The organism is Lysobacter sp. Soil_C_15, from assembly GCF_057657315.1.
On sequence record NZ_JBDGIR010000007.1, the window covers coordinates 140,056 to 156,686 of the forward strand.

Genomic DNA, 16,631 nt, shown 5'->3' on the forward strand with positions numbered 1-16,631 from the left:
GCCGCGTTTGGGCGCTGGCGCGACCGACGGCGCGGCGCGGCGTACCCTGGGACGGGGGCGACGACCGGCGTCCCGGGCGGCGCAGCGCCGCAGTCGCGGCGACAAGGAGGGGGGCGCGTGGTGCGAGGCCTGGTGTGTCTGCTGCTGGCGTTGTGGACGGTGCAGGTGCAGGCGCGCCTGCCGGAAACCCCGCGCTTCCGCCGGTTCGGCCAGGAACAGGGCCTGCCCAAGTCGGTGGTCAGCATGGACCTGGACCATCAGGGCTATCTGTGGATCGCCACCGAGGACGGCCTGGCCCGCTACGACGGGGTCGAATTCGCGCGTTGGCGCCACACCATCGGCCTGTCGGGTTCGTTGCCCGACAACATGATCGAAGACATTTACGTCGACGCGCGCGACCGGGTCTGGGTCGCCAGCCGCGAAGGCCTGAGCTGGCTCGGCCGCGACCGCAAGGAATTCGTCCGCATCGCCTTCGAAGGCGACAACGCGCGCTGCAGCGACGACGTGTCTTATCTGACCGGCACTCCCGACGGCGCGATCTGGACCGCGACCTATGCCGGCGAGATGTGCCGGCTGGCCGCCGACGGCAAGGTCACCCGTTACCGGCCCGGCGTCGGCGCCGGCGAGCGCTTGCCGGCAGGGCCGGTCACCGCCTTGCTCGTCGACGAACGCGGGCGCTTGCTGGTCGGCACCCTGCATGGCCTGGGCCGGTTCGAGAACGAGCGCTTCAACCCGGTCGGCGAGGACGCCACCGCCGGCCAGCGCATCGGCGAGCTGTCGCGCGACAGCGACGGCACGATCTGGGTCGGCACCGACCGCGGCCTGTTCCGGCTCGGCGCCGACGATCGGCTGAGTCCGGCGCCGTGGGCGCTGGGCGAGGACGCGGCCAATGCGATCGTGGTCGGCGAACGCTCCGGCGGGCGCTGGATCGGCACCACCGCCGGCCTGTACCGCATCGGCCGCGACGGCGAGGCGCGGCTGATGCAGGACGAAGCCGGCGACGGGGTCTGGGATCGCCGCAGCGGGGTGTTGCAGATGCTGCGCGACGGCGAGGGCGGGCTGTGGTTCGTGACCTATTCGCAAGGCCTGGTGTACCTGCCGCCGGACTGGAACCGCTTCGCCTCGATCGCCGCGGTCGGCAACAGCCCGCTCGACCGGCTCGACGTGCGCGACCTCGCCGCCGACGGCGACGGCGGCTTCTGGGTGCTGTCGGCGACCGACCTGTACCGGCTGCGCCGCGGCGCGCGCGCGCTGGAGCCGGTCGCCAACAACCGCAAGCTCGGCCTGAAGTGGCTGCATACCCTGTTCCTGCGCCCGGACGGCCGGTTGTGGATCGGCCATTCCAACGGCCTGAGCCTGTTCGATCCGCACACCGGCCGCGCCCAAGCCTGGCCACCGGGTCGGGGCGACCTAGGCGCGACGGTCTGGTTCCTGCACGAACTGCCCGACGGCAGCCTGTGGATGTGGTTCTCCGACGACAGCATGCGCCGCTACGGTGCCGACGGCCAACGCCTGCCCAGCGGCGAAATCGAGCGGGTGCTGGCCGATGCCGGCTTCCTGACCAGCGCCGCGACCTTCGTCGCCGGCCCCGACGGCCAGCCCTGGTTCGCCGGCAACGCCGGCTTGCAGCGTTGGGACGGCACGCGCTTCCTGCCGGTGCCCGGCGGCGGCTTCAGCGACGTGCAGGCGATGACCTTCGCCGACGGCCAGCGCCTGTGGCTGGCGCGCAAGGGCGTGCTCGAATCGTATCGCTGGAACGGCGAGCGGCTGACCTTGCAGCAACGCATCGACAATACCGCCGGCTACCCCGACACCAATGTCGCCGGGCTGATCGTCAGCGACCGCGGCACGGTCTGGGCCGCGACCACCCGCGGCCTGCTGATGATCTCGCCGCGCGACGCGCGCCTGCGCCTGTTCGGCTTCGGCGACGGCATTCCCAACATCGAACTGGCGGTCACTGCGCCGCGGCGCAGCGGCCAGGGCGGCATCGCCGCGGCCCTGTCGGTCGACGGGCCGGTGCTGTTCGACATGGACATGCCGTTCCCGAGCACGCGCCCGCCGCGGTTGTCGCTGGAAAGCCTCAGCGTGCGCCGCGGCGAAGACGAACAGATCCTGGAAACCGGCTACGGCCCGGTGCAACTGGAATCCGGCGATCGCGATTTCCGCGTGGTCGCGCGCCTGTTGTCGTTCCTCGACCCGCGCGCCCACGTCTACCGCTTCAAGCTGGAAGGCTACGACCCGGACTGGATCGAGCAGCGCGCCAACGGCGAGCGGGTGTTCTCGCGCCTGGAGCCGGGCGAGTACCGCTTGCGGGTCAAGGCCGCCGGCGCCGACGGCATCTGGTCGGACGCCGCCGCGTTCACCCTGCACGTCAGGCCGCCGTGGTGGCGCACGGTCTGGGCCCAGCTCGGCTTCGCCCTGGCCGCGGTCGCGGCGCTGGCGATCGGCGCGGTCGCCTACCGGCGCCGGCTCGGCCGGCGCAACGCCTGGCAGCTGGCGGTGCACAAGCGCGAATTGGCCGAACAGGCCTCCGAGGCCAAGACCCGGTTCCTGGCCACGCTCGGCCACGAAGTGCGCACGCCGATGACCGGCGTGCTGGGCATGAGCGAGTTGCTGCTCGACACGCCGCTCGACGACCGGCAGCGCGGCTACACCGAGTCGATCCGGCGCGCCGGCCAGCATCTGCTGCGGCTGGTCAACGACGCCCTGGACCTGGCCCGAATCGAATCCGGGCGGCTGGAACTGGCCGACGAACCGTTCGACCTGCGCGCCCTGGTCGACCAGGTCAGCGGGCTGATGCAGCCGCTGGCGCGCCAGCGCGGCCTGGAGTTCCGGGTCGAGGTCGCGGCCTCGGCGCCGGCCGGCCTGCGCGGCGACCACAGCCGGGTTTGCCAGATCCTGCTCAATCTGCTCGGCAACGCGATCAAGTTCACCGAGGCCGGCCGGGTCGAGCTGCGGGTCGATGCGCTGGCGCCGCAGGGCGTGCGCTTCGAAGTCTCCGACACCGGCCCGGGCCTCAACGAAGAACAGAAAACCCGTTTGTTCCGCCGCTTCGAGCAGGCCGAGGGCGCGCGCACCGCGGCGCGCTACGGCGGCAGCGGCCTGGGCCTGGCGATCTGCCAGGAACTGGCGGTGGCGATGGAAGGACATATCGCCGTGCACAGCGAGCCGGGGCAGGGCGCGCGCTTCGTGTTCGAACTGCCGCTGCCGGCGGCCGAGCCGCCGCCGGCCGGCCGCGGCGCTGCCGAACCGGCGCGGCCGCCGGCGCGCAGCGGCCCGCGCGCGGTGCTGCTGGTCGAAGACGACCCGACCGTGGCCGAAGTCATCGCCGGCCTGCTGCGCGCGCAGGGCCACCGCGTCACCCACGTCGCCAACGGCCTGGCCGCGCTGGCGGAAGTGGCGACCGCGCAGTTCGACCTGCTGCTGCTCGACCTCGACCTGCCCGGCATCAACGGCCTCGACCTGGCCCGGCAACTGCGCGCGCAGGGCTGCACCCGGCCGATGATCGCGGTCACCGCGCGCGCCGACGCCGACGCCGAACCGCAGGCCAGCGCGGCCGGCTTCGACCGCTTCCTGCGCAAGCCGGTGACCGGGGCGATGCTGGCCGAGGCGATCGACAGCGTGTTGACCCGGCTGGACGAAGGCTGAGCGTCGCGGGCCGAACGGCCCGCGGTCGCATCGCCGGGCGATAGGCCGCACCCCAGCTTGCGCTACTCGGCACACATTGCGACGATTCCCCGTCGCCGCGCGCTTCGCGGCGCGGGAGCGGCAATGCGGCGCACAATTCGACGGCTGTTCGCGCTGAGCGCCGCAGCGATGTGCCTGGCCGCCGCGACCGCCGCCGTGGCCGGCCTGCCCGAGACGCCGCGGCCGCGCCAGCTCACCGTCGCCGACGGGCTGCCCTCCAACACCGTCAACCGGGTGGTCGAAGACCGCCACGGCTATCTGTGGATCGCCACCAGCGAGGGCCTGGCGCGCTACGACGGCCTGGGCTACCGGGTCTGGCGGCGCGAGCAGGGCCTGCGCGACAACTATCTGTGGACGGTGCACGTCGACGCCCGCAACCGGGTCTGGATGGGCACCGGCCAGTCCGGCCTGGCGATGCTCGACGCCGACCGCAAGACGTTCCGCTACTACAACCGCGCCAACACCCCGCAGATGGGCGACGACAACGTCTGGTCGATCGCCTCCACGCCCGACGGCGCGCTGTGGTTCGGCACCGCCCACGGCGGCCTGCACCGGCTCGATCCGGACGGCCGGGTCAGCCGCTTCGTGCCGCGCGAAGGCGACCCGCGCAGCCTGCCCAGCGAGGGCGTGGCCAATCTGTCGGTGTCGCCCGACGGCACCTTGTGGATCAGCACCCTGGCCGGCGCGGCGCGCTGGACCGGGCACGATTTCGAGCGCGTGCCGGACAACGCGCTGAGTTCGACCATCGTCAACGCGGTCACCTTCGAGGCCGACGGCACCGGCTGGTTCGGCAACCCGCACGGCGTCGGCGTGCGCCGCCCGGACGGCCGCTACGAGGCGCATCCCTGGGCGGCGATCGCGCCGGACCTGAAAGTCGTCGACGTGCTGCGCCGCGACCGCTCCGGCCAGTACTGGTTCGACCTGCCGCAGGGGCTGGGCATCGGCGGCGCCGACGGGATCCAGGTCGTGCCCTTGTTCAGCAGCACCAGCCAGGGCCTGGTGCGGCCGAGCTGGTCGCACGCCTACGAGGATCGCGAAGGCGGGCTGTGGTTCGCCAGCACCGGCTACGGCCTGTGGTACCTGCCGCCGAACTGGCGCCAGTTTTCCGTGCTGATGCGCCGGCTCGGCGACGACAGCAGCCTGTCCAACGCCGGCGTGCTCGGCATCGCCCCGGCGCGCGGCGGCGACATGTGGCTGGTCGGCACCGGCGGCGTGCTCGACCGGCTGGATCCGGAGACCGGCCGGGTGACCCACGTCGCCCGCGATTTCAGCGACGGCATCGGCCTGGACCGGGTGCTGGAAGACAGCCGCGGCGTGGTCTGGGTCAGCAACTACGGCGGCCTGACCCGGATCGATCCGGCCAGCGGCGCGCGCCGGCACTGGAACATGGACGACGGCCGCGACGCGGCCTTCTCCGGCACCGCCGAACTGGTCGAAAGCGACGGCGCGGTCTGGGTGCTCGGCAGCGACGGCGACCTGCAGCGGCGCGATCCGCAAGGCCGGGTGATCGACGCGTTCGCATTCGGCGAGCGCGGCTTGCCCAAGCACATGTCGCTGGAATACGCGAGCCAGGGCCCAGACGGTTCGCTGTGGCTGGCCGGCGCCCAAGGCCTGTGGCGCTGGTTGCCCGGGGCGCAGCGGTTCGCCCCGGTCGACGGGCCGCCGGCGCAGGCGGTGACCTCCTTCGCCACCGGCAGCGACGGCCGGGTCTGGCTGGGCGGGTTAGGCAGCCTGGCGGCGTATCGCTGGGACGGCCTGCGCCTGCAGCCCGAGTTCGAACTCGGCGCGCGCGCCGGATTGCCGATGAGCGAGGCCCAGGGTCTGACCGTGGACAGCGCCGGCCGGGTCTGGATGACCACCACCCGCGGCTTGGTGCGGGTCGATCCGAATACCCGCTCGGCGCGGGTCTACGGGGTCAAGGACGGTCTGCCGAGCCAGGAATTCTCCGGCCGCCCGGTGCCGCGTCCGGCCGACGGCCGGATCCTGGTCGGCAGTCCGGAAGGGCTGGTGCTGTTCGATCCGGCGGTGGTGCGGCCGGTCGAGCAGGCGCCGCCGCTGATCGTGGAAAGCATCGAAGTGCGGCGCGGCAACGAGCGCCTGGCCTTCGCCACCGACGCCGCCGGCCAGGTCGCCGCCGGCGGCGCGGCGCGGCCGATGCCGCGCATCCGCCTGGCCGACGGCGACCGCGACCTGCGCATCGTCGCCCGCCTGCTGTCGTTCAACAACGCGCAGAGCAACCGCTACCGTTTCCGCCTGGACGGCTACGACCCGGGCTGGGTCGACGGCGGCAGCAGCGGCGAGCGGATCTTTTCCCAGCTGCCGCCGGGCGATTACCGGCTGCAGGTCAAGGCCAAGACCGCCGACAACGTCTGGTCGCCGATGCAGACGGTGGAGCTGCACGTCGATGCGCCGTGGTGGTGGAGCGGCTGGGCCTTGCTCGGTTTCGTCGCCCTGGCGCTGTTGCTGCTGGGCTGGGTGCTGGCCGCGCATCGGCGCCGGCTGCAGCGCCGGCTGGCCTGGCAGCGCGCCGAGCACGAGCGCGAAGTGGCCAAGCAGGCCTCGCTGGCCAAGACCCGGTTCCTGGCCACCCTCGGCCACGAGGTGCGCACGCCGATGACCGGCGTGCTGGGGATGAGCGAACTGCTGCTGGACACGCCGCTGGACCCACGGCAGCGCGAATACACCCAGTCGATACGGCGCGCCGGCGAGCACCTGCTGCGTCTGGTCAACGACGCGTTGGATCTGGCGCGGATCGAGTCGGGCAAGCTGGAACTGGCCGACGAGGCCTTCGATCTGCGCGCCCTGGTCGCCGAGGCCAGCGACCTGATGGCGCCGCTGGCGCGGCAGCGCGGGCTGGAATTCCAGGTCGAGATCGATCCGTCGGTGCCGGCCGGGCTGCGCGGCGATTCCAGCCGGGTGTGCCAGATCCTGCTCAACCTGCTCGGCAACGCGATCAAGTTCACCGAGGTCGGCCGGGTCGGATTGCGGGTCGAGCCGCTGCGGCCGCAAGGCGTGCGCTTCGAAGTCGTCGACACCGGCCCGGGCCTCAGCGAAGAACAGAAGGCGCGCCTGTTCCGCCGCTTCGAGCAGGCCGAGGGCGCGCGCACCAGCGCCCGCTACGGCGGCAGCGGCCTGGGCCTGGCGATCAGCCAGGAACTGGCGGCGGCGATGGAGGGCCACATCCGGGTCGACAGCGAGCCGGGGCGCGGCGCGCGCTTCGTCTTCGACCTGCCCTTGGCCGAGGCCGAGACGCCGTCCGCGCGCGGTCGCGCGCCGGCGGCGCCCGAGGCGCCGATCGGACCGCGTTCGCTGTTGCTGGTCGAGGACGACGCCACCGTCGCCGAGGTCATCGCCGGTCTGCTGCGGGTGCAGGGGCACCGGGTGACCCACGTGCCCAACGGCCTGGCGGCGCTGGCCGAGGCGGCGATCGCGCGCTTCGACATGGCCTTGCTGGACCTGGACCTGCCCGGCATCAACGGCCTGGACCTGGCCCGGCAACTGCGCGCGCAGGGCTTCGTCCAGCCGCTGGTGGCGGTGACCGCGCGCGCCGACGCCGAGGCCGAACCGCAGGCGATCGCGGCCGGCTTCGATCGCTTCCTGCGCAAGCCGGTGACCGGCGCCATGCTCGGCGACGCGATCGCCCAGCTATGCGCGCCGGCGCGCGCCTGAGCGGGCGCGGCGGCGCGAACGCGACCGCTGCTTCGATGCCGGGCGAAGCGGCCGCGCGGCGCGCGGCCGCCGGGCTCAGCGCGCGCTGAGCTCGTGCACCGCCGCGACCAGCGCGGCGACGTGGTCCGGCGACATGTCCGGCGACAGGCCGTGGCCGAGGTTGAACACGTGGCCTTCGCGCGAACCGCCGTTGCCGTCGCGGTAGGCGTCCAGGGCCAGGCCGACCTCGGCGCGGATCGCCTCCGGCGAGGCGTACAAGGTCACCGGGTCGAGATTGCCCTGCACCGCGACCCGGCCGCCGATCCGGCGCGCGGCTTCGTCCAGGCCGACGGTCCAGTCGACCCCGACCGCTTCGGCGCCGCTGCCGGCCAGGTCTTCCAGATAGGGGTCGTTGCCCTTGCCGAACAGGATCAGCGGGGTGCGCTGGTCGCCGTCGCCGCGCTCCAGTTCGGCGGCGATGCGCTGCAGATAGCGCAGCGAGAACTCGCGGTACATGCGCGGCGACAGCACCCCGCCCCAGGTGTCGAACACCTGCAGCGCCTGCGCGCCGGCGGCGCGCTGGGCCTTCAGGTACTCGATCACCGCGTCGGTGACCACGCTCAGCAGCTTGTGCATCGCCGCCGGCTCGTTGAGCGCCAGCGCCTTGATCCGCGAGTAGTTGTCGCTGCCGCCGCCTTCGACCATGTAGCAGGCGATGGTCCACGGGCTGCCGGAGAAACCGATCAGCGGCACCGAGCCGTTCAACTCGCGGCGGATGGTGCGCACCGCGTCCATCACGTAGCGCAGCTCGGTTTCCATGTCCGGCACCGCCAGGCGCTCGATGTCGGCGACGCTGCGCACCGGGCGCTCGAACTTCGGGCCTTCGCCGTCGGCGAAGTACAGGCCCAGGCCCATCGCGTCGGGCACGGTGAGGATGTCGGAGAACAGGATCGCCGCGTCCAGCGGGAACCGGCGCAGCGGCTGCAGGGTCACTTCGCAGGCCAGCTCCGGGTTCTTGGCCAGGTTGAGGAAGCTGCCGGCCTGGGCGCGGGTGGCGCGGTACTCGGGCAGGTAGCGGCCGGCCTGGCGCATCAGCCACACCGGAGTGCGGTCGACGGGCTGGCGGCGCAGGGCGCGCAGGAAACGGTCGTTGACGAGGCTGGGCTGGGACGGGCTGGGCTGAGACATGAAGGCGTCGTGGCGAGGGGCTAAGGAAAGAGACGAAGTGTGCGGCGTCGGCGCGCGCCCGCGCTGCGGCGGTTTGTCGCGGCGGCGCGCGGCGCCCTGCGCGCGGGCCCGGACGCGGCCGCGGCGCGTTTCAGCGCGGCGCTTCGGCGCCCTGGGTGAACATCAGCTGGAAGCCGCGCTTGAGCTGCTGGTCGCGCGCTTGTTCCAGCGCGGCGAAGGCGGCGTCGCGGTCGAGGAATTGCTCGCGCCGGACCGTGCTGCGGCCGCCGATCTGGCCGGTCTCGCGGACCAGGGTCCAGCCGCCGAGCAGATCCGCCTCGAGCATCAGTTGCACGAAGCGCGGGGCTTCGCGGCCGTCCGGACGTTGTTGGAGGAGTAGGCGCACGGGGGGATTGTAGCGGCAGGGCCTGGAGGGGAACGAGTGGAGAGTCAAGAGAAGCGAGGAGCGAGCGGGGCGGCGGTCGCGGCTCCGCTCGCTTCTCGCTCCTATGCGCTCGCTTCTAGCCCCTGAACCCCCGCCGATACGCCGACGGCGAAGTCCCCAACTGGGCGGCGAAGCGCTGGCGCAGCGAGACCGCGCTGCCGAAGCCGGTCTGCGCGGCGACCGCGTCCAGGCCCAGTTCGGTGGTTTCCAGCAGGCGCTGGGCGCGGGCCAGGCGTTGCCCGGCCAGCCATTGGCCGACGGTGGTGCCGGTGCTGTCGCGGAAGCGGCGGGTGAAGGTGCGCCGGCTCATCAGGGCGCGTTCGGCCAGCGCGTCCAGGCCCAGCGGCCGGTCCAGATGGCCCAGGGCCCAGTCCAGCACGCCGGCCAGGCGGTCGTCCTGCGGCGAGGCCGGCAGCGGGTGTTCGATGTACTGGGCCTGGCCGCCCTGGCGGTGCGGCGCCAGCACCAGGCGGCGGGCGATGCGGTTGGCGGCCTCGGCGCCGTGGGCCCGGCGCAGCAGGTGCAGGCAGCAGTCCAGCGCCGCCGCGGTGCCGGCCGAGGTGGTGATGCGGCCGTCGTCGACGTACAGCACGTCCGGCTGCAGGGCCACCTGCGGGAAGCGCGCGGCGAAATGCTCGCTCCAATGCCAGTGGGTGGTGGCGCGGCGGCCGTCGAGCAGGCCGGCGGCGGCGACCACATACGCGCCCAGGCACAGGCCGACGATGCGCGCGCCGCGCCGGTGGGCGCGGCGCAGCGCTTTGAGCAAGGGCAGGGGCGGGGTTTCGTCGGCATCGCGCCAGGACGGGACGATCACCGTGTCGGCCCAGTCCAGCGCCTTCAGGCCGTGGCGGGTGCCGATGTCGAAACCGGCGCGGCTGCGCAGCGGGCCGGGCTCGGCCGCGCATACCCGCAGTTGGAAGTCCGGCAGCTCGGAGTCCGGCAGCCCCGGCTGAGTGCGCGGTTCGAACACCAGGCAGGGCACCGACAGGTGGAACGGACTGACGTCTTCGAACGCGACCACGGCGATGCGGGCCAGCGGGTCGGACGCGGCGGCGCCGGGTGGGGCGGAAACAAGGGCGGCGGTCATGGCCCGATTCTATCGAATATTGGCAATCGGGCCACTCACGCCGGGCCCGGGCCGGGCCGAGAATGAGCGCCACTTCCCCGCCACCCCTTGGAGCCGGACATGAGCCACGAAACCCGCAAGCGCGCCCTGGTCGTCATCGATGTCCAGAACGACTACTTCGCCGACGGCTTGCCGATCGAGTATCCGCCGGTCGCGCGCACCCTGCCCAACATCGGCCGCGCCATGGACGCCGCCCGCGCCGCCGGGGTGCCGGTGGTGGTGGTGCAGAACACCGCGCCGGCCGGCACGCCGGTGTTCGACAAAGGCACGCCGGGCTGGGAACTCAACGAAATCGTCGCCGGCCGGCCGCGCGACCATTACATCGAGAAGGAACTGCCGAGCGTGTTCGCCGGCACCGATTTCCAGGCCTGGCTGCAGGCGCGCGGCATCGACACCCTCAGCGTGATCGGCTACATGACCCACAACTGCGACGCCTCGACCGTGTTCGAGGCCGCGCACCTGGGCTACCACGTCGAGTTCCTGCACGACGCCAGCGGTTCGCTGGCGTACGAGAACAGCGCCGGCCACGCCAGCGCCGAGGAGATCCACCGGGTGTTCAGCGTGGTGTTCCAGAGCCGCTTCGCCGCGGTGGCCGGCACCGACGAGTGGATCGACGCGGTCCGCCACGGCCGCAGCCTGCCGATCGACAACCCGCACGCGTCCAACCAGCGCGCCCGCGCGCGCCGGCAGGCGGCCTGAGCGCGGCGACCGTCCTGCGCGCTTGAGCCGCGCGCAGGAGCTGCGAGCCCGGCTGCGCGCTTGAACCGCGAGGTACGGCCCGATCCGCCCAGCCCCGCTCCGGCGGGGCTGCGTCGCATCCGGTTCAGAACGGCGGCGGATTCTTCAGCTTCACGTCCTGCACCCAGGTGCCGAAGCCGGTGCTCAGGTGCACGACTTCGCCCAGCAACTGGCCGCCGATCGCTTCGGCGTTCACGAACACGCAGCCGTTGTTGTACTCGGCGATCGAATACTCCGAACGGCCCTGGACCACGGTGCGGGTGGCGTTCACGTACTGCAGGCCGGTGAGGACGATGTTCCACTGCCGGCCGTCGGCGCTCAGGGTCGCCGCCGCCGAGCCGCTGGCGACGCCGCCGTTGACGTAGGTCAGCACCGCGCGGCTGATCGCATCGGTCAGCGCCGACCAGGTGACGTTGAAGATCACCGTGCTGGTGTGGGCGTTGGGGTAATTGCCGAAGCGCTCGTACGCGGCCTGCGCGGCCACCTCGGGGATGTCGGTCGGGTCGTAGTGCTTGTCGAGGAATTCGAATTGGTTGGGCATGGGCGGCTCCTGGGATTGGGCGGCGGGCGGCGGGGTGGCGGTAGGGTCGGCGCCTGAGCGCGGCGCCGGGGGCGACGGGCGCGACAGGCCGAGCAGCAACAGCAGCAGTTCGAGCGTGTTGAGGGCCATGCGGGCCGGTTCTCTGCGCGAGTACAAGGCAGAGAACGCCGTGGCGGAACGCGCGTGAAGCCCCGTGGCCCTTTCACGGCGGCGCCTGCGTAACGTTGTTGTCGGCGACGGGCGATGTCCTTCAAGAGGAAGGGCGCGCCGCCATCGCCACACCGACCAGGAGCCGGTCCATGCCGCAACTCACCGATGCCCAACTGCAAGGGCTCGCCAGCGCCAACCTCGGCGCCGGCACCGAACTCAACCCGGCCTGGCCCGATCCCTATCCCGATGCGCCGTGCTGGGGCTTCGCCCTGTTCGGCGGCCCGGGCGGCCATGCCGACAACACGCCGCCGTCGATCTACGACCAGGCCTGGGTCTACGACGCCGAAGAAGAGGAGTTCGTCTACAACCCCGGCTTCGTCGCCTGGGTGCGCGACACCTTCGCCAACCCGGCCGCCACCGCCCAGGCGCAGGTGGTCGCGGACAACGCCGTCACCGCCGCGAACGACGTCGCGCCCGGCAGCGCCATGGCCAAGCGGGCGATCACCGGCGCGCTCGCGCGCCTGTGCATGATCCTCGCCGGGCTGACCCTGTCGAACAACGACGGCACCACCCCGACCCGCTATTCGATCGTGATGGCCTCCGACGGCTATCGCACCTGGGAGCACTGGGCGCTGGGGCTGGCCAACAACGTCGGCGCGCCGGGCAATGCCGCGGTGCAGTACGTGCAGCGCGACGCCGGGGTCAATCCGGTCAATACCCGCTCGGCGCAGGTCTGGGGCCATCACCCGATCCTGACCACGGTCTACATCACCGGCCTGCTCGACGGCCACATCGAATATCTGCGCCACGCCGCCGGCTGGCCCTGAGCCGTGGCGAAACGACGCGGCGGGTGCGCCGCGCCGCGGCTGCGCCCGCCGCGTCCGGGGTGCCCGAACGGCGCCTGCCGAAGCCGGCGCCGGGGCAATCGATCAGGCGACTAGCGTCGCCAGCACCGCATCGTCGGCGATGCCGGACACGATCCGCGCCGCGCCGGCCTTGTCCCACAGGATGAAGCGCAGGCCCGCCGCGTCGGCTTTCTTGTCCAGGCGCATGCGCGCCAGCAGCGCCCGCGGATCCAGGCCGGGCGGAATCGCGGTCGGCAGGCCGAAACGTTCGAGCAGGCGCTGCAGCCGCTCCGCGTCGGCGTCCGGGGCGCGGCCCAGCGCGCTCGACAGGCGCGCCGCCAGCACCATGCCCACCGCGACCGCCTCGCCGTGGTTGAGGCCGTCGCCGCTGGTGCCGGCGTAGCCCTGCTCGGTTTCGATCGCATGGCCGAAGGTGTGGCCGAAGTTGAGCATGGCGCGGTCGCCGCGCTCGAACGGATCGCGCGCGACCACTTCGGCCTTGTAGCGGCAACTGCGCGCGATCGCCTCGGCCAGGGCCTCGTCGTTGCGGGCGAGCAGGGCCTCGGCGTGCGCTTCCAGCCAATCGAGGAAGGTCGCATCGAAGATCGCCCCGTACTTGACCACTTCGGCCAGGCCTGCGCGCAGCTCGCGGTCGGGCAGGCTGCGCAGGGCGGCGGTATCGGCGATCACCGCGCGCGGCGGATGGAAGGCGCCGACCAGGTTCTTGCCGCTGGGCAGGTCGACCGCGGTCTTGCCGCCGACCGAGGAATCGACCATCGCCAGCAGCGTGGTCGGCACCTGCACGCAGTCGATGCCGCGCATCCAGCAGGCCGAGGCGAAGCCGGCCAGGTCGCCGACCACGCCGCCGCCGAGCGCGATCACGCAGGCGTCGCGGGTCGCTCCCAGCGCGGCCAGGGCGTCCAGGCACTGGCTGAAGCGGGCCAGGGTCTTCTCGTGCTCGCCGGGCGGGATCACGAACCGGCCCAGCGCCAGTTCCGGCCGCGCCGCGCGCAGGCTGGCCTCGACCCGTTCCAGGTACAGCGGGGCGACGTTGCCGTCGCTGACGATCAGGGCGTGGCGGCCGCGCAGCGGGCGGCTCAGGCGGGCGCCGTCGTCGAGCAGGCCGGGGCCGATCTCGATGGCATAGGCGGCTTCGCCGCCGACTTCGACCTTGCGTACGGCGTTCATGCGTCGGCTCCGGAATGGGGGGAAGCGGAAGGCGCGCCGGTGGGGCGCTGCCAGTGGCGGCTCAGCGCCAGGACCAGCCCGGCGGCGGCCTCGGCCGAGCCCAGCGAACCGGTGTCGTAGCGCAGATCGGCGATCTCGGCGTACAGCGGCGCGCGCCGCTGCGCCAGCTCGCGCAGCACCTGCTCGCGGTCGCCGCGCGCCAGCAGCGGCCGGCTGCGGTCCTGGGCCAGGCGTTCGAGCTGTTGTTCGACCGTGACCAGCAACTGGACCACGAAACCTCGTTCGCGCAGCAGGCGGCGGTTGGCTTCGGCCAGCACCGCGCCGCCGCCGGTGGCCAGCAGCAGGCCGTCGTGCCGCAGCAGGTCGGCCAGCACAGCGCTCTCGCGGGCGCGGAAGCCGGCTTCGCCTTCCAGTTCGAACAGGGTCGCGACGCTGGCGCCGGCGCGTTGCTCGATCTCGCGATCGGCGTCGACCAGGCGCAGGCCGAAGCGTTCGGCCAAGCGCCGGCCGATGCAGGTTTTGCCCGCGCCCATCGGGCCGATCAGGATCAGATTGCTGGCAGGGTTCATGGCGCGATTGTAGGCCAGCGGGGCGGCGCGCTTGCGCGCTCTTAACGGCGGTGGGCCTAGGCTCGGGGTCCGGCGTCGCGGCGCCGGCCCATTCCCCAGGAGATACGATCATGGCGGTCGCCAAAGTCATCGAACTCAACAGCTCTTCCAAGAACGGCATCGAGGATGCGGTACAGACTGGCCTGGCGAAGTGTGCCGAGTCGGTGAAGAACATCCAGGGCGCCTGGGTCAACGAGATCAAGGTGGTGACCGACGGCGCCGGCAACGTCACCGAGTGGCGGGTCAATCTGAAGGTGACCTTCGTCGTCCAGTGACGGCGGATCCGGCGCGCGGCTCGGATTCGGCCAGCGGCCGTCGCGCCGCGTCCAGCCGCACGCAACGTTCGGCCAGGCCGGGCAGGTGCGCCAGCGCCTGCCGGCTGACCCGTTCGAACAGCGCGACGAAGCGTTCGAGCTGGGTCCGGTCCATCGCCCGGCGCTGCGGTCGGCGCCGCTGCATGGCCTGCTCCTGCTGCCAGCGCCATTGCGCGACCACTTCGAAACCCGGCGGCTGCAGGAACAGCAACCGATCCAGGCGCGCCCACAGCGGCGGATAGTCGCCGGCGAGGGCGCGGTTGCAGTAGTCGCGCCAGACCCCGTGCGGGTCGTGTTCGCGTTCCAGCGCGTTGACCGGCGCGGCGAGCGCGGCGGCGTCCTGCGCCGGGGTCTTGAGGAACCAGCCTTCGAACAGCACCAGGTCGACCGCGTCGGCGCGCGCCCAGCGCGACGGCGGCAGGCGCGTGTCGCGCAGCTTGTCGAAGCGCGGCCAGCGCGCCGGCGCGCCTTCGCGCAGACGGTCCAGGACCGAGCAGGCCAGGGTCGTGTCGTGGGTGCCCGGCGGGCCGCGGCCGGCCAGCAGCGGGTGCACCTCGCGCGCCAGGCGCAGGCGTTCGCGCCGGCCGAGGTAGAAATCGTCGATCGACAGCACCGCGCAACGCAGCCCGCGTTGCCGCGCGAGGCCGGCGATCTGCGCCGCGAGGGTCGATTTTCCGCTGCCTTGCAGGCCGCAGATCGCGTAGACGCGGGCGTCGGCGGCGAGCGCATCGTCGAGCGCGGCGGCGACGAAAGCCCGATCGAAGCCGGGCGCTGCGGGGCCGGTTCGCTTCGCATCGGTTCGCTTCGCGCCGTCCGCGGCCGGCGCTGATGGACCGATTGACCCGGGACCGATTGACCCAGGCGGATGCAGGCGCGGCGACATGGGCTCACAATAGCGCAATGAACCCGACCGACGCCCTGCTGACCGAAGCCCTCGCCACCTTCGATGCGCTGTTCGCCGAAGCGCATGCCGCCGGCGAGCCCGATCCGACCGCGATGACCGTCGCCACCGCCACCCTCGACGCCCGCCCGTCGGCGCGCACGGTGTTGCTGAAGGCCCACGACGCGCGCGGCTTCGTGTTCTACACCCACCTCGACGGGCGCAAGGGCCGCGAGCTGCAGGACAACCCGCACGCGGCCCTGCTGTTCCACTGGCCGCGCGTGCGCCACGGCGTGCAGGTCAGGATCGAAGGCGCGGTGGAGATCGTCGCCGACGCCGAAGCCGACGCCTACTTCGCCAGCCGCCCGCGCGGCAGCCAACTCGGCGCCTGGGCCTCGAAGCAGTCGGAGACCTTGCCCGACCGCGACACCTTCGAACAGCGCCTGGACCAGGTCGAGGCGCAGTTCGAAGGCCGCGAGGTGGCGCGGCCGCCGCGCTGGACCGGGCTGCGGGTGCGGCCGGAGAAGATCGAATTCTGGTACGGCGCCGATTTCCGTCTGCACGAGCGCTGGTATTACGAGGCCGACCGCGCCGGCGGCTGGAGCAAGCGGATGCTGTATCCGTGAGCGCGGCGCGGCGGGTGCGCGCCGCGACCGCGGCCGACTTCGCCGCCTGGGCATTGCTGCGCCATGCCTTATGGCCGCAGGCCACGATGCAGGAGCATGCCGGCGAACTGCCCGAGCGGTTGGCGCAGCCGCAACGCCTGAGCGCGTTCCTGATCGAGGACGGCGACGGCCGCGTGCAGGGTTTCGCCGAGGCCAGCCTGCGCCACGACTACGTCAACGGCACCGAAACCTCGCCGGTCGGTTTCCTGGAAGGCTGGTACGTCGCCCCCGAGCGACGCGGCCAGGGCTACGGGCGCGCCCTGATCGACGCGGTCGAAGCCTGGACTCGCGCGCAAGGCTGCAGCGAACTGGCTTCCGATGCCGAGCTCGACAATCGCGACAGCCACGCCGCCCACGCCGCCTGCGGCTTCGCCGAAACCGAGCGCGTGGTGTACTTCCGCAAGCGGCTGGCGGATTAGCGGCAATCGCCTCGTAACCCCGCAAGTGTTGCCCCCTTTGAAACAGGGGGGGGCTAGGGGGGATTTGCTGTTGCTGTTGCTGTTGCCCAAAGCCAAAGCAAATCCCCCGCGCTGCGAACATCGTCCGGCCGCTGCCGAAATGGCGCTGGCGCCGCGACTTCGCCGCCGCAACGGCGTTGTGCTTGCGGCGCGCCCAGTGATCCGGGCTTG

At 72.4% G+C, this 16,631-nt stretch carries 15 protein-coding genes; 8 read left to right on the plus strand and 7 right to left on the minus strand.

All coding sequences use genetic code 11. From position 1 onward, the window contains the following. Nucleotides 1-117 precede the first annotated feature (117 nt). Both AC3A57_RS16865 and AC3A57_RS16870 read left to right on the plus strand, forming a co-directional pair. Nucleotides 118-3,648 (plus strand): ATP-binding protein, encoded by a 3,531-nt coding sequence (locus AC3A57_RS16865; protein ID WP_487579986.1) that lies wholly within the window; start codon nt 118-120, stop codon nt 3,646-3,648. Between the two features lie 123 nt (nt 3,649-3,771). Further along, nucleotides 3,772-7,356, plus strand: coding sequence for a hybrid sensor histidine kinase/response regulator (locus tag AC3A57_RS16870; RefSeq protein WP_487579987.1), 3,585 nt, complete (start codon nt 3,772-3,774; stop codon nt 7,354-7,356). Nucleotides 7,357-7,431: 75 nt separating this feature from the next. Here the strand turns inward: AC3A57_RS16870 and hemE are convergent, their stop codons facing one another. The 3 genes from hemE to AC3A57_RS16885 all read right to left on the minus strand — a co-directional run bounded on the left by hemE (nt 7,432) and on the right by AC3A57_RS16885 (nt 10,034). Continuing rightward, nucleotides 7,432-8,523: a uroporphyrinogen decarboxylase gene (gene hemE, locus AC3A57_RS16875; protein WP_487579988.1), complete on the minus strand. Its 1,092-nt coding sequence runs from the start codon at nt 8,521-8,523 to the stop codon at nt 7,432-7,434. 130 nt (nt 8,524-8,653) lie between these two features. After that, nucleotides 8,654-8,908, minus strand: coding sequence for a WGR domain-containing protein (locus AC3A57_RS16880; protein WP_221669559.1), 255 nt, complete (start codon nt 8,906-8,908; stop codon nt 8,654-8,656). A gap of 115 nt (nt 8,909-9,023) precedes the next feature. Continuing rightward, nucleotides 9,024-10,034: a helix-turn-helix domain-containing protein gene (locus tag AC3A57_RS16885; RefSeq protein WP_487579989.1), complete on the minus strand. Its 1,011-nt coding sequence runs from the start codon at nt 10,032-10,034 to the stop codon at nt 9,024-9,026. A gap of 99 nt (nt 10,035-10,133) precedes the next feature. On the opposite strand from AC3A57_RS16885, the gene AC3A57_RS16890 reads away from it, so the two are divergent. Then, nucleotides 10,134-10,772: a cysteine hydrolase family protein gene (locus AC3A57_RS16890; protein WP_487579990.1), complete on the plus strand. Its 639-nt coding sequence runs from the start codon at nt 10,134-10,136 to the stop codon at nt 10,770-10,772. A 124-nt stretch (nt 10,773-10,896) separates the two neighbouring features. On the opposite strand, the gene AC3A57_RS16895 is transcribed toward AC3A57_RS16890, so the two are convergent. Continuing rightward, nucleotides 10,897-11,481 carry a hypothetical protein gene (locus AC3A57_RS16895; protein ID WP_487579991.1) on the minus strand — a complete coding sequence of 195 codons (585 nt, stop codon included), beginning with the start codon at nt 11,479-11,481 and terminating at the stop codon, nt 10,897-10,899. Nucleotides 11,482-11,651: 170 nt separating this feature from the next. On the opposite strand from AC3A57_RS16895, the gene AC3A57_RS16900 reads away from it, so the two are divergent. Next, on the plus strand, nt 11,652-12,329 hold the full coding sequence (locus AC3A57_RS16900; protein ID WP_487579992.1) for a hypothetical protein: 678 nt from the start codon (nt 11,652-11,654) through the stop codon (nt 12,327-12,329). Nucleotides 12,330-12,431: 102 nt separating this feature from the next. On the opposite strand, the gene aroB is transcribed toward AC3A57_RS16900, so the two are convergent. After that, nucleotides 12,432-13,535: a 3-dehydroquinate synthase gene (gene aroB, locus AC3A57_RS16905; RefSeq protein WP_487579993.1), complete on the minus strand. Its 1,104-nt coding sequence runs from the start codon at nt 13,533-13,535 to the stop codon at nt 12,432-12,434. After that, complete coding sequence (locus AC3A57_RS16910) at nt 13,532-14,104, minus strand: shikimate kinase (protein ID WP_487579994.1); 573 nt, start codon at nt 14,102-14,104, stop codon at nt 13,532-13,534. The genes aroB and AC3A57_RS16910 overlap by 4 nt, the downstream gene beginning before the upstream one ends. Before the next feature lie 110 nt (nt 14,105-14,214). On the opposite strand from AC3A57_RS16910, the gene AC3A57_RS16915 reads away from it, so the two are divergent. Then, nucleotides 14,215-14,418, plus strand: coding sequence for a dodecin family protein (locus tag AC3A57_RS16915; protein ID WP_487579995.1), 204 nt, complete (start codon nt 14,215-14,217; stop codon nt 14,416-14,418). Here AC3A57_RS16915 and AC3A57_RS16920 read toward each other — a convergent pair. After that, entirely contained in the window at nt 14,387-15,154 is a 768-nt protein-coding gene (locus tag AC3A57_RS16920) for a kinase (protein WP_487580093.1), read from the minus strand. The two genes, AC3A57_RS16915 and AC3A57_RS16920, sit on opposite strands and share 32 nt — an antisense overlap. Between AC3A57_RS16920 and AC3A57_RS16925 the strand changes: the two genes are divergently transcribed. From AC3A57_RS16925 to aac(6'), 3 genes are all read left to right on the plus strand, one after another. Next, entirely contained in the window at nt 15,089-15,286 is a 198-nt protein-coding gene (locus tag AC3A57_RS16925; protein ID WP_487580098.1) for a hypothetical protein, read from the plus strand. The genes AC3A57_RS16920 and AC3A57_RS16925 overlap by 66 nt on opposite strands. Before the next feature lie 71 nt (nt 15,287-15,357). Beyond that, nucleotides 15,358-15,963 carry a pyridoxamine 5'-phosphate oxidase gene (pdxH, locus tag AC3A57_RS16930; RefSeq protein ID WP_487579996.1) on the plus strand — a complete coding sequence of 202 codons (606 nt, stop codon included), beginning with the start codon at nt 15,358-15,360 and terminating at the stop codon, nt 15,961-15,963. After that, nucleotides 15,960-16,421 carry an aminoglycoside 6'-N-acetyltransferase gene (aac(6'), locus tag AC3A57_RS16935; RefSeq protein WP_487579997.1) on the plus strand — a complete coding sequence of 154 codons (462 nt, stop codon included), beginning with the start codon at nt 15,960-15,962 and terminating at the stop codon, nt 16,419-16,421. Before pdxH ends, aac(6') begins: the two co-directional genes overlap by 4 nt. Nucleotides 16,422-16,631 lie beyond the last annotated feature (210 nt).

What these genes read in the sequence shown, in the direction of transcription:
- AC3A57_RS16870 (WP_487579987.1), top strand. Translation starts at nt 3,772, where the DNA reads ATGCGGCGCACAATTCGACGGCTGTTCGCGCTGAGCGCCGCAGCGATG.
- hemE (WP_487579988.1), bottom strand. Translation starts at nt 8,523, where the DNA reads ATGTCTCAGCCCAGCCCGTCCCAGCCCAGCCTCGTCAACGACCGTTTC.
- AC3A57_RS16885 (WP_487579989.1), bottom strand. Translation starts at nt 10,034, where the DNA reads ATGACCGCCGCCCTTGTTTCCGCCCCACCCGGCGCCGCCGCGTCCGAC.
- AC3A57_RS16890 (WP_487579990.1), top strand. Translation starts at nt 10,134, where the DNA reads ATGAGCCACGAAACCCGCAAGCGCGCCCTGGTCGTCATCGATGTCCAG.
- AC3A57_RS16895 (WP_487579991.1), bottom strand. Translation starts at nt 11,481, where the DNA reads ATGGCCCTCAACACGCTCGAACTGCTGCTGTTGCTGCTCGGCCTGTCG.
- AC3A57_RS16900 (WP_487579992.1), top strand. Translation starts at nt 11,652, where the DNA reads ATGCCGCAACTCACCGATGCCCAACTGCAAGGGCTCGCCAGCGCCAAC.
- aroB (WP_487579993.1), bottom strand. Translation starts at nt 13,535, where the DNA reads ATGAACGCCGTACGCAAGGTCGAAGTCGGCGGCGAAGCCGCCTATGCC.
- AC3A57_RS16910 (WP_487579994.1), bottom strand. Translation starts at nt 14,104, where the DNA reads ATGAACCCTGCCAGCAATCTGATCCTGATCGGCCCGATGGGCGCGGGC.
- AC3A57_RS16915 (WP_487579995.1), top strand. Translation starts at nt 14,215, where the DNA reads ATGGCGGTCGCCAAAGTCATCGAACTCAACAGCTCTTCCAAGAACGGC.
- pdxH (WP_487579996.1), top strand. Translation starts at nt 15,358, where the DNA reads ATGAACCCGACCGACGCCCTGCTGACCGAAGCCCTCGCCACCTTCGAT.